At 69.3% G+C, this 22,049-nt stretch carries 18 protein-coding genes; 17 read left to right on the top strand and 1 reads right to left on the bottom strand.

All coding sequences use genetic code 11. The annotated features are described in order from the left end of the window. The first annotated feature begins 190 nt into the window (after positions 1-190). From aspS to aroB, 14 genes are all read left to right on the top strand, one after another. The gene (gene aspS, locus G9373_RS32800) at positions 191-1,999 is read left to right on the top strand and encodes an aspartate--tRNA ligase (RefSeq protein ID WP_005574242.1); all 1,809 of its coding nucleotides are present in this window, start codon (positions 191-193) and stop codon (positions 1,997-1,999) included. A 70-nt stretch (positions 2,000-2,069) separates the two neighbouring features. Beyond that, a complete protein-coding gene (locus G9373_RS32795; RefSeq protein ID WP_005574240.1) occupies positions 2,070-3,041 on the top strand; it encodes a DUF389 domain-containing protein in 972 nt (323 codons plus the stop codon). Then, complete coding sequence (locus tag G9373_RS32790; protein WP_054247871.1) at positions 3,041-5,620, top strand: circularly permuted type 2 ATP-grasp protein; 2,580 nt, start codon at positions 3,041-3,043, stop codon at positions 5,618-5,620. The genes G9373_RS32795 and G9373_RS32790 overlap by 1 nt, the downstream gene beginning before the upstream one ends. After that, positions 5,617-6,567 (top strand): transglutaminase family protein, encoded by a 951-nt coding sequence (locus G9373_RS32785; protein ID WP_005573021.1) that lies wholly within the window; start codon positions 5,617-5,619, stop codon positions 6,565-6,567. Before G9373_RS32790 ends, G9373_RS32785 begins: the two co-directional genes overlap by 4 nt. Positions 6,568-6,632: 65 nt before the next feature. Then, the gene (locus tag G9373_RS32780) at positions 6,633-7,808 is read left to right on the top strand and encodes a kinase (RefSeq protein WP_039950487.1); all 1,176 of its coding nucleotides are present in this window, start codon (positions 6,633-6,635) and stop codon (positions 7,806-7,808) included. 54 nt (positions 7,809-7,862) lie between these two features. After that, the gene (locus G9373_RS32775; RefSeq protein WP_133986653.1) at positions 7,863-9,296 is read left to right on the top strand and encodes a replication-associated recombination protein A; all 1,434 of its coding nucleotides are present in this window, start codon (positions 7,863-7,865) and stop codon (positions 9,294-9,296) included. 122 nt (positions 9,297-9,418) lie between these two features. Further along, complete coding sequence (alaS, locus tag G9373_RS32770) at positions 9,419-12,091, top strand: alanine--tRNA ligase (protein WP_133986654.1); 2,673 nt, start codon at positions 9,419-9,421, stop codon at positions 12,089-12,091. Positions 12,092-12,093: 2 nt separating this feature from the next. After that, complete coding sequence (gene ruvX / locus G9373_RS32765) at positions 12,094-12,630, top strand: Holliday junction resolvase RuvX (protein WP_039950486.1); 537 nt, start codon at positions 12,094-12,096, stop codon at positions 12,628-12,630. Then, positions 12,627-14,336, top strand: a complete 1,710-nt coding sequence (locus G9373_RS32760; protein WP_167118902.1) for an endolytic transglycosylase MltG — start codon at positions 12,627-12,629, stop codon at positions 14,334-14,336. The genes ruvX and G9373_RS32760 overlap by 4 nt, the downstream gene beginning before the upstream one ends. Next, positions 14,326-15,153: a shikimate dehydrogenase gene (locus G9373_RS32755; protein ID WP_054248842.1), complete on the top strand. Its 828-nt coding sequence runs from the start codon at positions 14,326-14,328 to the stop codon at positions 15,151-15,153. The genes G9373_RS32760 and G9373_RS32755 overlap by 11 nt, the downstream gene beginning before the upstream one ends. A gap of 34 nt (positions 15,154-15,187) precedes the next feature. Beyond that, positions 15,188-15,847, top strand: a complete 660-nt coding sequence (locus G9373_RS32750) for an A24 family peptidase (RefSeq protein ID WP_064080204.1) — start codon at positions 15,188-15,190, stop codon at positions 15,845-15,847. Positions 15,848-15,922: 75 nt separating this feature from the next. Then, entirely contained in the window at positions 15,923-17,110 is a 1,188-nt protein-coding gene (gene aroC / locus G9373_RS32745; RefSeq protein ID WP_005262318.1) for a chorismate synthase, read from the top strand. Positions 17,111-17,148: 38 nt separating this feature from the next. Next, entirely contained in the window at positions 17,149-17,655 is a 507-nt protein-coding gene (locus G9373_RS32740; RefSeq protein ID WP_005241678.1) for a shikimate kinase, read from the top strand. 65 nt (positions 17,656-17,720) lie between these two features. After that, positions 17,721-18,833: a 3-dehydroquinate synthase gene (gene aroB, locus G9373_RS32735; RefSeq protein WP_007295895.1), complete on the top strand. Its 1,113-nt coding sequence runs from the start codon at positions 17,721-17,723 to the stop codon at positions 18,831-18,833. An 88-nt stretch (positions 18,834-18,921) separates the two neighbouring features. On the opposite strand, the gene G9373_RS32730 is transcribed toward aroB, so the two are convergent. Then, the gene (locus tag G9373_RS32730; RefSeq protein ID WP_005572579.1) at positions 18,922-19,668 is read right to left on the bottom strand and encodes a B-4DMT family transporter; all 747 of its coding nucleotides are present in this window, start codon (positions 19,666-19,668) and stop codon (positions 18,922-18,924) included. A gap of 136 nt (positions 19,669-19,804) precedes the next feature. On the opposite strand from G9373_RS32730, the gene G9373_RS32725 reads away from it, so the two are divergent. The 3 genes from G9373_RS32725 to nusB are packed head-to-tail and all read left to right on the top strand — an operon-like array spanning position 19,805 to position 22,016. After that, a complete protein-coding gene (locus G9373_RS32725; protein WP_005572578.1) occupies positions 19,805-20,908 on the top strand; it encodes an aminopeptidase P family protein in 1,104 nt (367 codons plus the stop codon). Between the two features lie 34 nt (positions 20,909-20,942). Then, positions 20,943-21,506 (top strand): elongation factor P, encoded by a 564-nt coding sequence (gene efp / locus G9373_RS32720; RefSeq protein ID WP_005241702.1) that lies wholly within the window; start codon positions 20,943-20,945, stop codon positions 21,504-21,506. Next, positions 21,507-22,016 (top strand): transcription antitermination factor NusB, encoded by a 510-nt coding sequence (gene nusB / locus G9373_RS32715; protein WP_005241711.1) that lies wholly within the window; start codon positions 21,507-21,509, stop codon positions 22,014-22,016. Positions 22,017-22,049: the final 33 nt, after the last annotated feature.

Here is a 22,049-nt window from a genome sequence, read left to right as displayed (position 1 = left end):
ACCGACACCCGGCCGGAGTCCATTCGGGCGCCCTCGTTGAAGGTCATGTGTCGTCGCTTTCTCGTGAGTTTTCCGGTGCGTGCCGATCGAGCCTCGCACGTGAAGCGGGTATGCGTTTCCGCTCACGCACGGTGTCTCCGTAGGATCTCAGCCAACGAAGTAGCTTGCCCCATGTTTCGAAAGGAATCCCGTGCTGCGCACACATCTCGCCGGTTCATTGCGAGCCGAGCAGGCCCAGCAGACCGTAACCCTCACCGGTTGGGTTGCCAGGCGTCGTGATCACGGCGGGGTGATCTTCATCGATCTACGTGACGCGTCGGGTGTCTCCCAGGTGGTGTTCCGGGAGGGCGCCGCCGCCGAGCAGGCTCACCGTCTGCGCGCGGAGTACTGCGTCAAGGTGACCGGTGTGGTCGAGGTGCGTCCCGAGGGCAACCAGAACTTCGAGATCCCCACCGGGGCCATCGAGGTCAACGTCACCGATCTCGAGGTCCTCAACGAGAGCGCGCCGCTGCCGTTCCAGCTGGACGATCAGGCCGGTGAGGAAGCGCGCCTGAAGTACCGCTACCTGGACCTGCGCCGTGAGGGACCCGGTCACGCCATCCGGTTGCGGTCCAAGGTCAACGCCGCGGCGCGCGCCGTGCTCGCGCATCACGAGTTCGTCGAGGTCGAGACACCCACGTTGACGCGGTCGACGCCGGAGGGCGCCCGCGACTTCCTGGTTCCCGCGCGACTGCAGCCGGGCAGCTTCTACGCGTTGCCGCAGAGCCCGCAGCTGTTCAAGCAGCTGCTCATGGTCGGTGGCATCGAGCGCTACTACCAGATCGCGCGCTGCTACCGCGACGAGGACTTCCGCGCGGACCGCCAGCCCGAGTTCACTCAGCTCGACATCGAGATGAGCTTCGTCAACCAGGACGACGTCATCCTCCTCGCCGAGGAGGTGCTGTCGTCGCTGTGGAAGCTGGTCGGGCACGAGATCAAGACGCCGATCGCGCGGATGACCTACGCGGAGGCGATGCGACGCTACGGCTCCGACAAGCCGGACCTGCGTTTCGGTGTCGAACTGGTGGAGTGCGCCGAGTTCTTCAAGGACACCACGTTCCGGGTCTTCCAGCAGGAATACGTCGGCGCTGTGGTCATGCCCGGCGGTGCGAGCCAGCCGCGTAAGCAGCTCGACGCCTGGCAGGAATGGGCGAAGCAGCGCGGGGCCAAGGGCCTGGCGTACGTGCTCGTCGGCGAGGACGGCACGCTCGGCGGACCGGTGGCCAAGAACCTCACCGACGCCGAACGCGAGGGGCTCGCCGCGCACGTCGGCGCGAAGCCGGGCGACTGCATCTTCTTCGCCGCCGGCGCCACCAAGTCGTCCCGTGCGCTGCTCGGCGCCGCGCGTGGCGAGATCGCCCGCAAGCAGAACCTCATCGACCCGGACGCGTGGGCGTTCGTGTGGATCGTCGACGCACCGCTGTTCGAGCCGACCGCGGACGCCACCGCGAGCGGCGACGTCGCGCTCGGCTACAGCGCCTGGACGGCGGTGCACCACGCGTTCACCTCGCCCAAGCCGGAGTCTTTCGACACGTTCGACACCGACCCGGGTTCCGCGCTGGCGTACGCCTACGACATCGTCTGCAACGGCAACGAGATCGGTGGCGGCAGTATCCGTATCCACCGCAAGGACATTCAGGAGCGAGTGTTCAAGGTGATGGGCATCTCCCACGAGGAGGCCGAGGAGAAGTTCGGCTTTCTGCTCGACGCGTTCGCTTTCGGCGCCCCGCCGCACGGCGGCATCGCGTTCGGCTGGGACCGCATCACCGCCCTGCTGGCCGGTGTCGACTCGATCCGTGAGGTCATCGCGTTCCCGAAGTCGGGCGGCGGCGTCGATCCCCTGACCAGTGCTCCGGCTCCGATCACCGCGCAGCAGCGCAAGGAGTCCGGGGTGGACGCCAAGCCGGAGCCGAAGGGCGAGGCCGCGGCGGCCAAGCTCGACGCACCCGCAGCCAAGTAGGCGGGCCCGCCGGCGCGATCTGCCGGCGGGACTCGATTGACCGGACGATGCGGAACAGCCGGGGGACACCATGTTGCACCTGCGAGTGATCTGTCCGGCCGAGCGCACCGAGGACGTCCTCGGTGTGCTCGCCGCGGAGCCTGGCGCCACCCACGTGGTGGTGCTGCGCGCCGCCGCGATCGACCCCGCCGGTGACGCGATCCAGACCGACGTGGCCCGCGAGGCCGCGAACGACGTGATCGACGCGCTCGAGGCCCTGGGAATCGACCGCACCGGTGCGATCACGGTGGAGCCCGTCGACACGGTGCTGTCGAAATCCGCACACGACGCGGAGAAGGCGGCTCCGGGTGATCCCGCGGACAGCGTCGTGTGGGAGGAACTGGTCAGCCGGACGCGCGAGGAGTCGACCCTCAACGGCACGTTCCTCGCGTTCCTCACCATCGCCTGCCTGCTGGCCGCGGTGGGGGTGGTGACCGACTCGCCGATCACTGTCGTCGGGGCCATGGTGGTGGGGCCGGAGTTCGGTCCGCTCGCCGCACTCGCCGTCGCGCTGATGAGGCGCAAGCTCGGTCTGGCCCGGCGGTCGCTGATCGCCCTGCTCTTCGGTTTCCCGTTCGCGATGGTGGCGACGCTGGTCGCGACGCTGCTGATGGAGCGGGTCGGCTGGATGGAGTTCGAGAGCATCGAGTCCCTCGACCAGGTCGATTTCATCTACCGGGTCGGACCGCTCTCACTGATCGTCGCGCTCCTCGCCGGCGCGGCCGGCATGCTCGCGCTCGTGTCCGCGAAGTCGGCGGCACTCGTCGGGGTCTTCATCTCGGTCACCACCGTTCCCGCGGCGGGATTCGCCGTCGTCGCGGTCACCGTGGGCGAATGGCGCGTCGCGGCGCTGGCGGCGCTCCAACTCGGCGTCAACATGGTGGGCATCGTGATTGCAGGCGTTCTGGTTCTGGCACTGCGATTGCGCAGCGGCGGCGATCCGCGCCGGCTCCTCGAACAGGCACGGAAAGAGCGCTCGCCGGCACAGAGGCGGAGGGCCTGATGATCGTCTCACCGCACGACGGCGCGGGCTACGACGAACTCTTCGACGACGGCGGCGACGTCCGGGAACCGTGGGCGGAGTTGGCGCAGGACTTCACCGGCGGCGGGCCGGACTCCGTCCGCCGCCTGCAGTCCCGCATCCGGCTTCTCGTCGACAATCACGGGATCACCTACAACCCCCTCGACGGGTCGGACGCCCCGACCGCGCCGCCGCGGTGGGAGATCGACGCGGTCCCGCTGATCGTCGCGGCCGAGGAGTGGGAGCAGCTCGCGGCGGGCTTCGTGCAGCGCTCCCGCCTCCTCGACGCGGTCCTCGCCGATCTGTACGGACCGATGGCGCTCGTCCGGAGCGGCGCCGTGCCGGCCCGCACGGTGTTCGGGCACCCGGGTTACGTCCGTGCGGCGCACGGCATCACGGTGCCGGGCCGCCATCAACTGTTCCTGCACGGACTCGACGTCGGCCGCGGGGCGGACGGCACCTTCCACGCGCTGCGCGACCACACGCAGTCCCCGGCAGGCGCCGGCTACGCGATGGCGGACCGCCGCGTCGTCGCCAGGGCGATGCCCGGCATCTACGAGACGGTGGGCCCGCGCCCGCTGTCCTCGTTCGCCCAGTCGATGCGGCTCGCGGCGATCGATGCCGCCCCCGCGGGCACCGAGGACCCCCTGGTCGTGGTCCTCAGCCCTCGTACCCGGTCCGAGGCGGCATTCGATCAGGCGTATCTCGCGACAGTCCTCGGCTTCCCGCTCGTGGAGAGCGCAGACCTGGTCGTCCGCGACGGCCACGTGTGGATGCGCTCCCTCGGCAATCTGGAACGTGTCGACGTCATCGTCCGGCGGGTGGACGCCGACCTCGCCGACCCGCTCGACCTGCGCCCCGACTCCCGGTCCGGCGTGGTCGGGCTCGTCGAGGTGCTGCGCCGGGGAGCGGTGACCGTCGTCAACCCCCTCGGCAGCGGAATCCTCGAGAACCCGGCCCTCACCCGGCTGCTCCCGGACCTGTGCCGTCGTCTCTTCGACGAGGACCTGCTGCTGCCGTCCGTGCCGAGTTTCTGGGGTGGCGACCGGTCGGAGCTGTCGCACATCCTCGCGAATGCCTCGTCGATGGTGCTGCGTGCGGTGCACGGGGGTTCGCCGATCGTGCCCGCCGAGCTCGGTGACGCCGACCGGGACACCCTGCTGGACCGGGTGCGGGCCGAACCCGAGCGGTGGGTCGGGCAGATCGTGCCGGACCCCTCGTATGCGCCCGCGGCCGACGGATCCGGGGACGTCTTCCTCGCACCGGTCGGGATGCGGCTGTTCGGTGTCGCGCAGCAGGTGGGATTCACTCCGATGGCCGGAGGTCTCGGGACGTCCCTCGTTCCCGGGGCCGAGCGCGGGGACCGGCGCCACGCCGGTGCGAAAGACGTCTGGATCCGGCTGGCCCAGCGCACCGCGTCCACCGATCCGGGGGACGGCGCCGACCGGGACGGGGAAGCCCTGCCCACGTATGCGGCGACGACGTCCGATCTGATGACGTCGCCGCGCGCACTGACCGAACTGTTCTGGATGGGCCGGTTCGCCGAGCGCGCCGAGGGTGCGGCGCGCCTGATGACCGCCGTCGGCGAGAAGTACCGCGACTACCGCCTGCGACCGTGGCTCGCGGGCGGGGGAAGCCTCCCGATCCTGCTGGACACGGTCCTGCGGGTCGCCGACGCCGGGAAACGCCCGGAGGGGCCCGGTCACGGCGCCGACTCCGGCTCGGATCCGGCCGCCGACCAGCGACGGGTGCGCTCGGAATTCCGTTCGCTGACGATCGACCCCGACCGGGACGGGTCGCTCGCGCACGCGGTCCGCGGCGTCGAGCAGGCCGCGCGGGCCGTGCGCGGGCAATTGTCGAACGACATCTGGGCCGTCCTCAGTTCCGTCGAACGCGCGCTCGGACAGGTCGCCGCCGACACGGTCGACGACGGGTCCGTGCTGTTCGAGGCGCAGTCCGCGGTGCTCGGCGGGATGCTCGCCCTGTCGGGAGTCGCTGCGGAATCACTGGTCCGGGACACCGGCTGGCACGTCATGGACATCGGCAAACGGATCGAACGGGCATCCACCCTGATCGCGCTGGTGGAGTCCACGCTGCGACGGAAGACGGATCCGGCGACCGAGCGGGCGGTGATCGAATCGCTTCTCGTCGCCACCGAGAGTTCCGTCGTCTACCGCCGCCGCAATCGGAGCATCCGCCCGGCCGCCGTGGCCGAGTTGCTGCTGTTCGACGTGAAGAACCCGCGGTCGCTGGCGTTCCAGCTCGAGGCGCTCCGTGCGAATCTGGCCGCACTGCCGGACGCCTCGGGTGCGTCGCGTGCGGAGCGGCTCGTCGAGGACATGGTCAATACCGTGCGACGCGTCGACCCCGCTCGACTCGAATCGGTGGACGCGAACGGGTCCCGGAAGGAGCTGGGTGGGCTGACGACCACGATGCGCGCACTGCTGAGCGAACTGTCCGACGTGATGCTGAAAGGTCAGCTGTCGCTGCCGGGTGGCACCCAGCCGCTGTGGGGCAGCGGGACGACGTGGAGCGCCTCGCAGGGAGGGGTTCCCGCATGACCGACGCGTCGCCCCGTACGGACGAGGTAGCGGAACGGCCGGTGCTGCGCCGATACAAGATCACCCACCGCACCACGTACACGTACTCGGGGCCGGTGTCCTCGTCGTACGGCCGGGGTTACCTCCTGCCCCGTGACACCGAGGAACAGCGGTGCGTGAGTTCGATCGTCGACATCTCGCCGGTGCCCGCGGACCGCTCCACCGGGTCCGACGTCTACGGCAACCGGGACCTGTACTTCCAGGTGAGCGCGCCGCACGAGGAACTGGTCGTGGCGGCCGAGTCCGAGATCGAGGTGTACGGTCCGGACAAGACCAGGCTCGCCGCCGCACCGGCGAACGCGCCGTGGGAGTTGTCCCGCCCCGTGGGAACCGAGGGGGCGATGGCGCAGCAGTTCGTGCTGGACCTCGAACCCCCCGAGATCAGCGATGCGGTCCGCGAGTACGCGGCGCCGAGTTTCCCGCCGGAACGGCCCCTCGTCGACGCGGTGGTCGATCTCACCACTCGCATCCACCGCGACTTCCAGTACAAGTCGGGCTCGACGTCGATCTCCACGCGTGTCGCGGAGGTGCTGGAGAAGCGGTCGGGGGTGTGCCAGGACTTCGCCCGGCTCGCCATCGCCTGCCTGCGGTCGCGCGGACTCGCGGCCCGGTACGTGTCCGGTTATCTGGCGACGCAGCCGCCGCCCGGCAAGGAACGGATGATCGGCGTCGACGCGACCCACGCCTGGGCGGCCGTGTGGATGCCGGGGGACCGGTGGCTCGCCTTCGACCCCACCAACGACCAGCTGGTCGACGAGCGGTACACCGTGGTCGCGTGGGGTCGGGACTACGCTGACGTGCCGCCGCTGCGGGGTGTCATATACACAGAGGCACGAAACAGCACCATTGCGGTGTCGGTTGACGTGGCGCCGATCGAAGTGCTCGCGCCGGATCAGCCGAAATGCTGAAATTCATCCGGGCTTCCGGTGGAGGACTCGATGATCCGTGTCACTAGCAGGTAAGTTGGTCCGCGATGACTGCAATACTGGCAGACCCCGTTTCAGAGGTAGTTGCCGCAGCCGAGAAGCTGCTCACCCGTCGCACAGGGGCACCCGTGACACTGGTGGATCCCGTGGATCTCGGCGGTAGTGGCCGCACCATCGTGCTTCGTGTGCGCGTGGCGGAGAATCCGTTCTCCCTGCCGCGGACGTTGGTGATCAAGCAGGTCCGTGAGGAGTCCGGGGTGTCCGGCGCGCGGGCCGTCGATCCCGACGATCTCGCCGGCGACAGCCGCAGCGCCTTCCTCCGGGAGGCCGTCTCGTACCAGTTCGCCACGGCGCTGGCGACGGACAGCCGCCCCGGAGCCGAACTGCTCGCCTCCGACCTCGACGCCCGGCTCCTCGTGCTCAGCGACCTCGGGGACGCCACCCCGATCAGCGCCCTCCTCGAGCACTCCGACTCCGACACCGTCACGAACACCTTGATGGCCATGGCCCAGGCACTTGGGCGCATGCACGCGGCCACCGTGGGCCGCGAGGAGGACTTCACCGCGCTGCTGCGCCGCGCCGAGGTGGCGCACTGCGACGACACCGTGGCCGAGCAGGTGGAGCGTGCGGTGCCCGCCGTGCCCGGCCTGCTGTCCGAGATCCTCCGCGTCGACGTCTCGCCGGACCTGACCGATCAGGTGGCGCGTGCCGCGAAGCTATTCGAGAGCGGCCGGTTCCGGGCGTTCAGCCCGTCCGACCTGTGCCCGGACAACATCATCGTCAACGACGAGGGCGTGCGGTTCCTCGACTACGAGTGGGGCGGTTTCCGCGACGCCATGCTCGACATCGCGTACGCGCTGGTCTCGTTCCCCGGCTGCCTGTGCAGCATCGACCTGTCCGAGGACCGGACGCAGGCGATGATCGAGGCCTGGCGCGCGGAGGTCGTGGGGATGTGGCCCGCGCTCGCCGACGACAACGTGCTCGCCGCCCGCATGGTCGAGGCGCAACTGATCTGGGTGTGGCTCAGCACCTACCTGTTCCTGCCGGAGAACCACACGCGGATCGCCGCCGTCCGCGAGCACCACCTGTCCGTGCCGCGGTCCGAGGCGCTGACCCAGCGCTGGGACAAGCTGGCGCGTTCGGCGGATCACGCCGGGAACACGGTGGTCGCTCACCACGCCCGCGTCATCGCCGACAAGATCCGGGGACTGTCCGTCGGCTGACCCGCGGTCCGGCCGGACTGGGTCGGACGGTGCGGTTCCAGTAGCGTCGAACTTGTGAGCGATCTTTTCGGTTCGGATGTCGGCGAGGACGAGTCGGCAGGCCTGTTCGAGACGGCGCAGCCCGACGAGGCGGCGGCCCCGCGATCGATTCCCGGTCCGGTGTCGGTCGACCACCACGCACCGCTGGCCGTGCGCATGCGTCCCCGCACGCTCGGCGAGGTGGTCGGGCAGCAGCATCTCCTGGGCCCCGGTGCGCCGCTGCGACGCCTCGTGGAGGGGTCGGGGGCCGCGTCCGTCCTCCTGTACGGTCCGCCCGGCACGGGCAAGACCACGTTGGCGTCGCTGATCTCGGGGGCCACCGGCCGCCGCTTCGAGGCGCTGTCCGCGCTGTCCGCCGGGGTGAAGGAAGTGCGCGGTGTCATCGAACTGGCACGCCGCCGCCTCCTCGCGGGCGAGCAGACGGTGCTGTTCATCGACGAGGTGCACCGCTTCTCCAAGACCCAGCAGGACGCCCTGCTGGCGGCGGTGGAGAACCGGATAGTGCTGCTCGTGGCCGCCACCACCGAAAACCCCTCGTTCTCCGTGGTGTCCCCGCTGCTGTCCCGCTCGCTCGTCCTGCAACTGCAGTCGCTGACGGCGGACGACATCGAGAACCTCTTGGAGCGGGCCCGCACCGACGAGCGGGGTCTCGGCGGGGAGATCGACATCGCGGGTGACGCGATGGATCATCTGGTGCGCCTCGCGGCCGGCGACGCCCGCCGGGCGCTCACCGCGCTCGAGGCGGCGGCGGGTGCTGCGCTCGACCAGGCCGGTGACGCGGACCGTCCGGTGCTGCTGGACCTCGCGACCGTGGAGGCGAGCGTCGACAAGGCGGCCGTCCGCTACGACCGCGACGGCGATCAGCACTACGACGTGATCAGCGCCTTCATCAAGTCGATCCGCGGCTCGGACGTCGACGCCGCCCTGCACTACCTGGCGCGGATGCTGACCGCGGGCGAGGACCCCCGCTTCATCGCGAGGCGCTTGGTGGTCCATGCCAGCGAGGACATCGGGATGGCCGACCCCACCGCGTTGCAGACGGCGACCGCCGCGGCGCAGGCGGTGCAGCTGATCGGTATGCCCGAGGCCCGCCTGGCCCTCGCGCAGGCCACGATCCACCTCGCGACCGCTCCCAAATCGGGGGCCGTCATCGCCGCGCTCGGCGCCGCGATGGCGGACGTCGCCGCCGGAAACGCCGGACTCGTCCCGCCGCATCTGCGCGACGGCCACTACGCGGGGGCGGCGAAACTCGGCAACGCCGTCGGGTACCGCTATCCCCACGACCACCCCGACGGGGTACTGGCGCAGCAGTATCCGCCGGACGAGCTGGTCGGTGTCGACTACTACCAGCCCACCACTCACGGCGGTGAGCGGGACATCGCGGGGCGCGTGGACAAGTTGCGCGCCATCGTCCGCGGCACGAACCGTCAGGGTGGCCGGTTAAGCTGAATGTGGCCGAACCGCCGGGTGTGCCCGGCTGCCCGGCGACCGCACCCCAGCGGCTGGACCCCGGTTCGACCCTGTAGTTCGACCCATCGTTGCCCTCGAGACAGACAATAAGGATCACTGACGTGCAGACCCACGAGATTCGCCGGCGCTTCCTCGACCATTTCGTCAAGGCAGGCCACACCGAGGTACCCAGCGCCTCGCTGATTCTCGACGATCCGAACCTGCTGTTCGTCAACGCCGGGATGGTGCAGTTCGTGCCGTTCTTCCTCGGCCAGCAGACGCCGCCGTACCCGAGGGCGACCAGTGTCCAGAAGTGTGTGCGCACCCTCGACATCGAGAATGTGGGCATCACCACACGGCACAACACGTTCTTCCAGATGGCAGGCAACTTCTCGTTCGGCGACTACTTCAAGCGCGACGCGATCAAGCACGCGTGGTCGCTGCTGACCTCGAGCGTCGACGACGGGGGTTACGGCTTCGATCCCGAGCGCATCTGGGTGACGGTCTACCTCGACGACGACGAGGCCCGCGACATCTGGCGCGACGAGGTCGGCGTTCCCGAATCGCGAATCCAGCGCCGCGGCATGGCCGACAACTACTGGTCCATGGGCATTCCCGGCCCCTGCGGCCCGTGCTCGGAGATCTACTACGACCGCGGCCCCGAGTACGGCAAGGAAGGCGGCCCGGAGGCCGACGAGGACCGCTACATCGAGATCTGGAATCTCGTGTTCATGCAGAACGAGCGTGGCCTCGGCATCAGCAAGGACAACTTCGAGATCCTCGGCCCGCTGCCGAAGCAGAACATCGACACCGGCATGGGCGTCGAACGCGTCGCGTTCCTGCTCCAGGGCGTCGACAACGTGTACGAGACCGACCTCGTGCGCCCGGTCATCGCGAAGGCCGAGGAACTGTCGGGCCGCAAGTACGGCGCCGTCCACGACGACGACGTGCGCTTCCGGGTCATCGCCGACCACGCGCGCACCGCCGCGATGCTCATCGCCGACGGCGTGAACCCCGGCAACGACGGGCGCGGCTACGTCCTGCGCCGCCTGCTGCGGCGCATCGTCCGGTCCGCGAAGCTGCTCGGCGCCGACAAGCCCAGCATGCGTGAGTTCATCACCGTCGTCCGCGACACGATGGCACCGTCGTACCCCGTCCTCGACACCGACTTCGGCCGCATCGAGACGGTCGCGGTGGGGGAGGAGACCGCGTTCCTCAAGACCCTCACGTCCGGCTCGAAGCTGTTCGAAGGCGCCGCCGAGTCGGTGAAGGCGTCCGGCAAGTCGACGATCGGCGGCGACCAGGCGTTCGCGCTCCACGACACGTACGGTTTCCCGATCGACCTGACCCTGGAGATGGCCGCCGAAGCCGGCCTGACCGTCGACGAGGAGGGCTTCCGCACGCTGATGGCGGAACAGCGGCAGCGCGCGAAGGACGACGCCCAGGCCCGTAAGCACGCGCACGCCGACCTGACCGTCTACAAGGAACTCCTCGACCGCGGACCCACCGAGTTCACCGGATTCCACGAATTGGTCTCCGAGGCACACGTTCTCGCGCTGATCTCGCAGGGGCAGCGGGTCCCCGTCGCGACGGCCGGCCAGGACGTCGAGGTCATCCTCGACCGCAGCCCCCTGTACGCGGAGGCGGGTGGACAGATCGCCGACCTCGGTACCCTCACCGGCCCGGGACTGCGGGTGAAGGTCAACGATGTCCAGAAGATCGCCAAGAAGCTGTGGGTCCACAAGGTGACCGTGCAGGAGGGTCAGCTCACCGAGGGCGACGTCGTGCTCGCGCAGGTCGACGCCGCGTGGCGCAAGGGTGCCACCCAGGGGCACTCCGGCACGCACATGGTGCACGCCGCGCTGCGACAGGTCCTCGGCCCCAACGCGGTTCAGGCCGGCTCGCTGAACAAGCCGGGCTACCTGCGTTTCGACTTCTCCTGGCAGGGCGCGCTGACGGAAGCGCAGAAGCAGGACATCGAGGTCGTCGCGAACGAGGCGGTGGCCGCCGACTACTCGGTGAACACATTCGTCACCGACCTCGACAAGGCGAAGTCGATGGGCGCGATGGCGCTGTTCGGCGAGAACTACGGCGACGAGGTGCGGGTAGTCGAGATCGGCGGACCGTTCTCGATGGAGCTGTGTGGTGGAACTCACGTGGGCAGCTCCTCGCAGATCGGCAACGTCACACTGCTCGGTGAGCAGTCCGTCGGTTCCGGTGTGCGCCGCGTCGAGGCCTACGTCGGGCTCGATTCGTACCGTTACCTGGCCAAGGAGCGCGCGCTCCTCGCCGGTCTGTCGTCGTCGCTGAAGGTGCCCTCGGAAGAAGTGCCTGCCCGCGTCGAGGCGCTGGTGGAGCGACTTCGGGTGGCGGAGAAGGAACTCGAGCAGACCCGTGCGCAGGCGGTTCTCGCCGCGGCGGGCACGTTCGTCGACAAGGCGCAGCGGGTCGGGCCGGTGCTGCTGGTCGCGGACTCCGCCCCGGCCGGTGTCGGCGGCAACGACCTGCGTGGGCTCGTCACAGACATCCGCGGCCGGTTCGGCACCCAGCCCGCCGTGGTCGTGCTGCTCGGCGACGTCGACGGCAAGGTTCCGTTCGTGGTGGCCGTGAACAAGGCGGCTCAGGAACTCGGCGTGGTGGCCGGCGACCTCGTGAAGGGATTCGGTCCGAAGATCGGCGGCCGCGGAGGCGGAAAGGCCGACATGGCACAGGGTTCCGGTTCCGACACCAGCGGAATTGCGGCCGCCCTCGACGCTGTCCGGGGACAAGTGGCGGACAAGGTGGGGAGCCAGTAGCGGTGGATCACGCGGAACAGGGTCCGGATCGACCGGGAGTCGACGACCCTGGGCGTGGTCGGCGCATCGGCATCGATGTGGGCAGCGTCCGGATCGGCGTCGCGTCGAGCGACCCCGACGGGATCCTCGCCACCCCCGTGGAGACGGTGCCCCGGTCCAAGGAGCGGGGACCCGACGCGCCGGATATCCGGCGCATTGCCGACATTGTCGAGGAATACGAGGCCGTGGAGGTTATCGTCGGTCTGCCGCAGACCTTGCGGGGTGAACGGGGGAAGGCCGCCTCGATCGCTACTGTGTTCGCGAAGCGATTGCGAAGGAAGGTCGACCCGGTACCGGTGCGGATGGCGGACGAACGTCTGACGACCGTCACTGCCGCGCGGGCGCTTCGCGAGAGCGGTGTCAGTGCGAGGGGCCAGCGTCCTGTGATCGACCAGGCTGCGGCGGTGGCGATCTTGCAGGGATGGTTGGACGAGCGGAGCAGGTCGGTGAATGCAGGGGATTCAGGTGGGGACGTGCAGCTACCGGAGGGAGGCCAGTGAGCAATCATCGGCGACCCGTAGGTGAGCGACCCGAATTCCAGTACGTCCCCCGCGAACCCCGACGGCACCGCTACCTCGACGAGGACGACGACCAGGTCGACTACGCGCCGCCCGCCGAGGACGACGACGTCGTCACCACGGGGCGCCACGCGGTGGTGTACGACGACCGTCACGTCGACGAACCCCACGCCGACTACACGGAACCGGTGTACGAGCAGTCCGCGTACGAGAACCCGGTATACGAGCAGCCGTTCGATCCCGAGCCCGTCTACGAGGACGGATACGGTCCCCGTTCGTACGGCGACGCCCACGCCTACCGGGCACCGGCAGTCGACGCCCGCGCGTACGACGAGCCCGCCTACGCCGACGAGCCGGTGCATGTCGACGAGCAGTACGAGGCCCACACCTATCCCGACGACCGCTACGACACACCGCCCGACGAGCCCGATGTCGCGTTCGCGGAGGCCGAGACGCAGATAATCTCGGCGATCCCCGAGGAGATCCCACCGACGCGCGCCCACGCCCGCACGCAGGCCCGCCGCCGCAAACAGGCCAAGGGCCGCGCACGCCGAGGAAAACTGTTCGGCGCCCTCGCGGCCGCGACGGTCCTGATAGTGCTGGTCGGCATCGTGTTCGTCGGCGGCAAGATGTTCTTCGGCGGTCCCGACGCCCCCGCGGACTACGCGGGTCCGGGTGGTCCCGAAGTGGTCGTGCAGGTCCATCCGGGCGACACCGCCGAGGAGATCGCCTCCACTCTGGCCGAGCGGGACGTCGTCGCCAGCGGATCCGCCTTCTTCAACGCCGCAGTCCAGAGCAACGCGATGAACTCGGTGCAACCCGGCTTCTACAGCCTCTCGACCCAGATCCCGGCAGATGATGCCGTGCAAGAACTGGTCGACCCTGCCTCCCGCGTCGGGCAGATGATCATCTCCGAGGGCAGGCAACTCCACGACACCACCGATGTGCAGACGGGGGCCAAGAAGAAGGGGATCTACACCCTGATCTCCGAGGCTAGTTGCATCGGTGAGGCCGGCCAGGAGCAGTGCATCGGTTACGACGACCTCAACGCCGCCGGTGCGGGCGACCTGTCCGCGCTCGGGGTTCCCGACTGGGCGAAGGACGCGGTCGCCGGTGTTCCGGACCGCGATCGTCAGCTCGAGGGACTGATCGCCGCGGGCAGCTGGGATTTCGATCCGACCGCCGGCCCCGCCGCCATACTCCAGAGGCTGGTCACCGAGAGTTCCGCGAGCTACGAGAAGACCGGCATCCTCACCGCGGGCAACCAGGTCGGCCTCACGCCGTACAAGATGCTGATCGCGGCGTCACTGGTGGAGCGGGAGGCGATGCCGGACGACTTCTCGAAGGTCGCTCGCGTCATCCTCAACCGGCTCGCCGTCAACCAGGCGCTGCAGTTCGACTCGACGGTCAACTACGCGCTCGACACCACCGAACTGGCCACCACCGACGCCGACCGCGCACAGGTGACACCCTGGAACACGTACGCCAGCCCCGGGCTGCCCGCGACGCCGATCTCCTCGCCGAGCATCGGAGCGTTGCAGGCCGTCGAACAACCGGCGCCGGGCGACTGGATCTACTTCGTGACGGTCGATTCGAAGGGCACGACCCTGTTCACGAAGAGTTACGACGAACACCTGGCCAACATCGACCAGGCCCTGAACAACGGGATTCTCAACAGTGGACGATGAAGTGGTGACCGCACGCAAAGCTGCGGTGCTGGGCAGCCCGATCGCGCATTCGCGCTCGCCGCAACTGCACCTCGCGGCGTACCGGGCGCTCGGTCTCACCGGGTGGACGTACGACCGGATCGAGTGCGACGGGGAGCGGCTGCCCGGCCTGGTGTCCGGGCTCGGCCCGGAATGGGTCGGTCTGTCCGTCACGATGCCGGGCAAGATCGCCGCACTCGAATTCGCGTCCGAGCGCACCGAACGGGCGGTGGCGATCGGCTCGGCGAACACCCTCGTCCGTTTCGAGGGTGGCTGGCGTGCCGACTGCACCGATGTCGACGGGGTCAGCGGTGCGCTCACCGCGGGTGGTGTCGGAACCATCGCGGGCGGCGAGGCGGTCGTCGTCGGCGCCGGGGGAACGGCGAGGCCCGCGCTCGTGGCGCTCGCCGACATGGGCGTGAAATCGGTGACCGTGGTGGCACGGGACGCGGGTCGCGCGGCAGGTGCACTGGGGTGCGCGGAATCGGTGGGGCTCGACGTCCGGTTGCTCGGCTTCGACAGCCCGGAACTCGGTGCCCGGTGCGCGGCGGCGTCCGCGCTCGTCAGCACCGTTCCGTCCGCCGCGATCACCGAGTACGCGGACATTCTCGGGCGGGCGCCGTTCGTGCTCGACGCGATCTACGACCCGTGGCCGACCCCGCTGGCCGCGGCGGTCGAGGCGGCCGGGGGAACCGTCGTCGGCGGGCTCTCGATGCTCCTGCACCAGGCGTTCGGGCAGGTGGAGCAGTTTACCGGTCGCCCGGCGCCGCGCGAGGCGATGGCAGCCGCTCTGGGCTAGTTGTCCACAGGCCGGACCGCCGTCCACAGGTCGGTTGTCGTGCCAGGTCACGGTGATCGACACCGTGACCCGGTCACGCATGCTGCTCGGTATGTGGTGGCTGATCGCGGCGAGTGTGGTGGCAGGTGCGGGTGTGGGATGGGCAGCCCGGTTGACGTCCGGCCTGTTCGTGGGAAGGGTGCGGCCGGGCTGGTGCGAGGCGGTGTGCGCCGTCGGCGTCGCCGTCACGGTGTGGGCCTGCTCCGCCGCATCCGCCCCGTGGGTGCTGCCGTGTGCGCTGGCGTTCTGGTGGTGGTGTGTGAGTCTCGCCGCCACCGACCTGTGTGCGCGGAGGCTGCCGAACCTACTGACCCTGCCCGGATTCCTCGCGATCGTCGTCGGCGGTGCCGCGACCGGATCCGCGGCCGCCGCCGTGATCGGCGGGTTCCTGCTGGCGGCCGCGTATCTCGCCCTGTACCTGGGCGCACCTGGTGCGGTCGGTGCGGGTGACGTGAAACTCGCACTCGGAGTCGGCGCGGCCGCCGGGCTGGCCGGGGGAGAGGCCTGGGTGCTCGCGGCCGGGCTCGCGCCGGCGCTCACAGCGCTGGCGGGCGGCATCGTCCTCGCCGTCCGGCGTTCGCCGTCGCCGCTCCCGCACGGCCCCGCCATGTGTGCCGCGACACTGGTTGCGCTGTTCGCCGCGCACGTCGCCTGAGCGGGTCCGCGCCCGGCACGCGGTTGGGAGGACCACCGTCACTGCCGGGCGCGGCGACATGGAAGGATATTGGGCGTGCTGCGCTGGATAACTGCCGGAGAATCCCATGGTCCCGCCCTCGTCGCGATGCTCGAGGGGATGGTCGCGGGCGTCGAAGTGACGTCCGAGGACATCTCGACCCAACTCGCGCGACGCCGCCTCGGCTACGGCCGCGGTGCGCGGATGAAGTTCGAGGCCGACAAGGTCACCATCGTCGGTGGTGTGCGCCACGGGCGGACGCTCGGCGGTCCGATCGCCGTCGAGGTGGGCAATACGGAGTGGCCCAAGTGGGAAACCATCATGTCCGCGGACCCGGTGGACGCCGAACTGCTCGCCGATCAGGCGCGGAATGCGCCGCTCACCCGTCCGCGCCCCGGTCACGCCGACTACTCGGGCATGCTCAAGTACGGATTCGACGACGCCCGCCCGGTTCTCGAACGCGCGAGTGCACGCGAGACCGCGGCCCGGGTCGCGGCCGCGACGTTCGCCCGTAGCTTCCTCCGCCAGGTGTTCGGCGTCGAGGTGCTGTCCCACGTGATCTCCATCGGCGCGTCCGACCCGTACGTCGGCCCCGAACCCACCGGGTCGGATCTGGCGGCGATCGATGCCAGCCCGGTACGCGCCTTCGACAAGGCCGCCGAGGAATCGATGATCGCCGAGATCGAAGCCGCCAAGCGTGACGGCGACACCCTCGGCGGGGTCGTCGAGGTCGTCATCCACGGCCTCCCCGTGGGTCTCGGATCGTTCATCAGCGGCGCGGACCGCCTCGACGCCCGTCTCGCGTCCGCTCTGATGGGAATCCAGGCCATCAAGGGTGTCGAGGTCGGCGACGGCTTCGAGACCGCGCGCCGTCGCGGCAGCCAGGCGCACGACGAGATGCGTCCGGGCCCGGACGGAATCCTGCGTTCGACCAACCGCGCGGGCGGTCTCGAGGGTGGCATGACCAACGGGGAGGCGCTCCGTGTTCGCGCGGCGATGAAGCCGATCTCGACGGTTCCGCGCGCACTGGCCACCGTCGACATGTCGACCGGTGAGGAGGCCGTGGCCATTCACCAGCGGTCCGACGTGTGCGCGGTGCCCGCCGCCGGTGTCGTGGCCGAGGCGATGGTCGCGTTGGTCGTCGCCCAGGCGGCACTCGAGAAGTTCGGGGGCGACTCGGTTGCCGAGACGACCGCCAACTACGAGCGCTACGCGTCGGGCGTCGCAGCCCGGCTCGCGCGATGACCAGCCGGTCTGCCGTCGCATCGGGGCGGTGACGGATGATGGCACCGAAAGCCGTGCTCGTCGGCCCCCCGGGGGCGGGTAAGTCCACGATCGGGCGGCGCCTCGCGCAGGCCCTGGACCTTCCGTTGTTCGACACCGACGTGGCGGTCGAGGAAGAGGCGGGACGCACGATCGCCGAGATCTTCGTCCAGGAGGGCGAACCCGCCTTCCGTGCGCTCGAGGAAGAGATCGTCCGGAAGGCCATCGAGAGCCACGAGGGGATCGTGTCGCTCGGCGGTGGATCCATCCTCTCCGAGCGCACCCGGGAATTGCTGAAGGGCCACACCGTGATCTATCTCGAGATCAGCGTGGCCGAGGGGCTCAAGCGCACGGGGACCAACACCGCGCGCCCCCTTCTCGCCGGTGGCGACCCCCGCCAGAAGTACACCGAGTTGATGCGCAAGCGCCGACCGCTGTACCGGCAGGTGGCGTCCATCCGGATACGCACGGACGGTCGGAGTCCCGCTCGTGTGGTGCAGCAGCTGGTGGCGAAACTCGCCGAGTGATCGGCGACCCCGGCGGAACAGAGACATCCGAGAACCTCGGACAAGACGGAGCGGAGCAGCAGACAGTGACCGAACCGGTACGCGTACAGGTGCAGACGGCGAACCCCTACCCGGTCATCATCGGGCGCGGATTGCTCGGCGAGCTGGTGGACGAACTCACCGGCACGAGGACGGTGGCGATCTTCCATCAGCCGCCGCTGGCGGAGACGGCGGAGGCGGTGCGCGCGGCGCTCGCCGAAAAGGGAATCGATGCGCACCGCATCGAGATTCCGGACGCGGAGGACGGCAAGGATCTGGCTGTGGCCGGCTTCTGCTGGGAGGTCCTCGGCCGGATCGGGCTGACCCGCAGCGACGCCGTGGTCAGCCTGGGCGGCGGCGCGGCCACCGACCTCGCCGGGTTCGTCGCGGCGACGTGGATGCGCGGTGTGCGCGTGATCCACGTGCCCACGACGTTGCTCGCGATGGTGGATGCGGCGGTCGGCGGCAAGACCGGCATCAACACCGAGGCCGGCAAGAACCTGGTGGGTTCCTTCCACGAGCCGTCGGCGGTGCTGATCGACCTGGCGACGCTCGAGACGGTGCCACGCAACGAGATCGTCGCCGGGATGGCGGAGGTCGTGAAGACCGGCTTCATCGCCGACCCGGTGATCCTGGATCTCATCGAGAAGGACCCCGAAGCCGCTCTCGACCCCACGGGAACCGTTCTGCCCGAACTGATCCGGCGGTCCGTGGAGGTCAAGGCCAAGGTCGTTGCCGCCGATCTGCGCGAGTCCGATCTGCGCGAGATCCTCAACTACGGGCACACCCTCGGGCATGCGATCGAGCGGCGTGAGCGCTACCGCTGGCGCCACGGTGCGGCGGTCGCCGTCGGGCTCGTCTTCGCGGCCGAGCTGGGGCGTCTGGCGGGACGACTGGACGACGCGACGGCGGATCGGCACCGCACCATCCTGGAACTGGTGGGTCTGCCCACCACGTACGACGCGGACGCGTTCGGCCAGTTGGTCGAGGGAATGCAGACCGACAAGAAGAACCGGGCGGGCGTCCTGCGGTTCGTCGTGCTCGACGGGCTCGCGAAGCCCGGACGGCTCGAGGGTCCGGATCCGTCTCTGCTCGTGGCCGCGTACTCCGCGGTGGCGCGGGAGGAGAAGCCGGGCACCGGCGGTGGCGTCCTGCTGTGACGTAGCGGCACGAAAGCGAGAGGCGGCGGTGTGAGCGAGTGCGCTCACACCGCCGCGTCGTCTGTCGGTGTGGTGAAGCCGAGGGCTGTTACTCGCCGCGGCGAGGGTCGTCGGTGGTGCGCTTCCCGAGGTCGACAGGATCCTGCCACCCGGTGTCCCCGCCCTGCGGCTGATCGAGGTCGGACGTGTCCTCGCGGTAGTTGTGCACCGGTTCGAACACGGCCGTGTCGGCGTCGGACCCGGCGTAACCGGTGTCCGCGGTCTGCTCGTAGGCCTGGCCGGGGTAGTTCTGTCCGTAGCCCTCGTCGTCGGCGACGGCTGCTGCTGCGGTTCCCCCCGCTGCGGCCCCTGCGGCCGTTCCGGCACCGTGCACCGCCGGCCGACGTTCGCTGCGGTCCTTCTCCGTCTTCCTGGACTCGCGGCTGACGAAGAACCGGCCGAGGAACACGGCGAGCATGGCCGGCACGAAGATCAGCAGGACCGTGAACGCGGCCCCGGACGTGATCTCGAAGAAGAACGAGTTCTGGGTGACGTTGAGGGACGGAATCAGGTTGGCCAGCCAGCTCCCTACACCCGCGACGATGCCGCCGAGCAGGGCCGCTTTCAACCACAGCATCGTCAGGTCGGCGCCGTCCTCCGGCTCGGGGTTCCGGCGACGGTCCCGGATGCCGTCGATGCCGGCCCAGATCAGTGCCACGAACACGACGATCAGCAGTGCGAGCCATCTCAGAGCGGAACCCTGGAGGGGCCACTGTGTGATCGACACACCGAGGATCACACGAACGAAAACATGTATCAGGGCCATGCCGAGGCCGCGTACCACCCACGCATTCATGGGCACAGCGTAACGAGCGGGTTTTCACCCGTGTGGTCTAACCCACACGGGCGCGCTCTGGAACCTGTTCTCGCCACCGGACGGGTGCCGTCGATCCGCGCCCTCCGGGTGACGATTTGCCGGTACGTTTGACGACATGCCTGCTGATCATGGTTCGCGGCGCGCAGCGCTGCGCGCGGCCCTCGCCGCCCGGGATCTCGACGCGCTTCTGGTGACGAATCTGGTGAACATCCGCTATCTCACCGGGTTCACCGGATCCAACGCCGCCCTGCTCGTGCACGCCGCCGACGCCGAGGGCGCCGAGGAGCGCACCGTCATCTGCACCGACGGCCGCTATCTCACGCAGGTCGGGGAACAGGTTCCCGATCTGCGGGCCGAGATCGCCCGCGCCAGCGCCGCGCACCTCATCGAATCGGTGGGGCGGCGGAGTCCGTCCTCGCTGGCGTTCGAGAGTCACGTGGTCACGGTGGACGAGTTCGCGGCCTGGTCGGTGCTCGCGCCGGACGCGCGGCTCGATCCCGTTCCGGGTCTCGTCGAGGAACTGCGGATGGTGAAGGACGATTTCGAGGTCGGTTTGCTGCGGGCGGCGTGCCTGGCCGCCGACTCCGCGCTCGCCGAGCTGATCGAGCGTGGGGGCCTGCGCCCCGGGCGTACCGAGAAGGAGGTGGGCCGGGAACTCGAGGCGCTGATGCTCGCGCACGGTGCCGACGGCATCTCGTTCGAGACCATCGTCGCGGCGGGCGCCAACTCGGCGATCCCGCACCATCGCCCGACCGAGGCGGTGCTCGCCGGCGGTGATTTCGTGAAGCTGGACTTCGGTGCCGAGGTCGGCGGGTACCACTCGGACATGACCAGAACGTATGTCCTGGGGCAGGCCGCCGACTGGCAACGGGACGTGTATGCGCTGGTCGCGCGGTCGCAGGAGGCTGGACGGCACGCGCTGCGCCCGGGGGCAGAGGTGTCCGCCGTGGACGGTGCTGCCCGCCGGGTCATCGAGGACGCGGGCTACGGGGAACTGTTCCTGCACGGGCTCGGACACGGCGTCGGCCTGGAGATCCACGAAGCTCCGGGAATCGGCAAGCTGGGCACCGGTACACTTCTGGACGGTGCGGCGGTGACCGTCGAGCCGGGCGTGTACTTCTCCGGGCGCGGAGGCGTGCGGATCGAGGACACGCTCGTGGTTCGTGAGCAGGGACCGGAGCTGCTCACACTCACCACCAAAGACCTGACTGTCGTGTAGACGGTTTCGACCTTATCGAGGAGACGCGAAGCAAGTGGCTTCCACTAGTGATTTCAAGAACGGCCTGGTCCTGCAGATCGAGGGCCAGCTGTGGACGATTACCGAGTTCCAGCACGTGAAGCCCGGCAAGGGTCCCGCGTTCGTGCGCACCAAGTTGAAGAACGTGCTCTCGGGCAAGGTCGTCGACAAGACGTTCAACGCCGGCGTCAAGGTGGACACGGCCACGGTCGACCGCCGCGACATGACGTACCTGTACCACGACGGCACCGACTACATCTTCATGGACGGCGACACGTACGACCAGATCTCGATCAGCGAGGCCACGGTGGGCGACGGTGCCCGCTTCATGCTCGAGAACATGGCCGTGCAGGTTGCGACGCACGAAGACGTTCCGCTGTTCGTGGAACTGCCCGTCACCGTCGAACTGGTGGTCCAGCACACCGATCCCGGTCTGCAGGGCGACCGCTCCACCGGTGGCACCAAGCCGGCCACCCTCGAGACCGGAGCCGAGATCAACGTTCCGCTGTTCATCAACACCGGCGACAAGCTGAAGGTCGATTCCCGCGACGGCAACTACCTCGGGCGTGTGAATTCCTGAGTGTCCGGTACGCATAAGAAACTCGGCGCACGGCACAAGGCCCGCAAGCGCGCCGTCGATTTCCTCTTCGAGGCCGAGGCGCGAGATCTCGATCCGGTCGATCTCGCGACCGAACGCGCGGACCTGTCCGGTAAGGACGATTCCGTGGCACCGGTCGCTCCGTACACCGTCACCGTGGTGACCGGGGTCGCGGAGAACCTGGACCGCATCGACGAGGTGATCTCGTCCCACCTGCAGGACTGGACGCTCGAGCGGCTGCCCGCCGTCGACCGCGCCATCCTGCGCATCGCCGTGTGGGAGCTGTTCCACGCCACCGACGTGCCTCCGGTCGTGGCCGTGGACGAGGCGGTGGAGCTGGCCAAACAGCTGTCCACCGACGAGTCGCCGGGGTTCGTGAACGGCATCCTCGGTCAGGTCGTGCTGGTGGCCCCGCAGGTGCGGTCGGCTGCGGCCGCGACGTCGCGGCGCGCCGAGACCGCCGGCGGCGAGTCGACCGACGCAGGCTCGTAAGTTCGTGTCCCGCTGCGGGCCCGCGACCACGGG

The sequence above is a fragment of the Rhodococcus sp. A14 genome, assembly GCF_011603105.1.
Lineage (GTDB): Bacteria > Actinomycetota > Actinomycetes > Mycobacteriales > Mycobacteriaceae > Rhodococcus_F > Rhodococcus_F opacus.
This window is presented reverse-complemented; position numbering and strand designations above follow the sequence as displayed.

What these genes read in the sequence shown, in the direction of transcription:
- G9373_RS32730 (WP_005572579.1), bottom strand. Translation starts at nt 19,668, where the DNA reads ATGAATGCGTGGGTGGTACGCGGCCTCGGCATGGCCCTGATACATGTT.
- G9373_RS32780 (WP_039950487.1), top strand. Translation starts at nt 6,633, where the DNA reads ATGACTGCAATACTGGCAGACCCCGTTTCAGAGGTAGTTGCCGCAGCC.
- G9373_RS32740 (WP_005241678.1), top strand. Translation starts at nt 17,149, where the DNA reads ATGGCACCGAAAGCCGTGCTCGTCGGCCCCCCGGGGGCGGGTAAGTCC.
- G9373_RS32785 (WP_005573021.1), top strand. Translation starts at nt 5,617, where the DNA reads ATGACCGACGCGTCGCCCCGTACGGACGAGGTAGCGGAACGGCCGGTG.
- G9373_RS32725 (WP_005572578.1), top strand. Translation starts at nt 19,805, where the DNA reads ATGCCTGCTGATCATGGTTCGCGGCGCGCAGCGCTGCGCGCGGCCCTC.
- G9373_RS32795 (WP_005574240.1), top strand. Translation starts at nt 2,070, where the DNA reads ATGTTGCACCTGCGAGTGATCTGTCCGGCCGAGCGCACCGAGGACGTC.
- G9373_RS32790 (WP_054247871.1), top strand. Translation starts at nt 3,041, where the DNA reads ATGATCGTCTCACCGCACGACGGCGCGGGCTACGACGAACTCTTCGAC.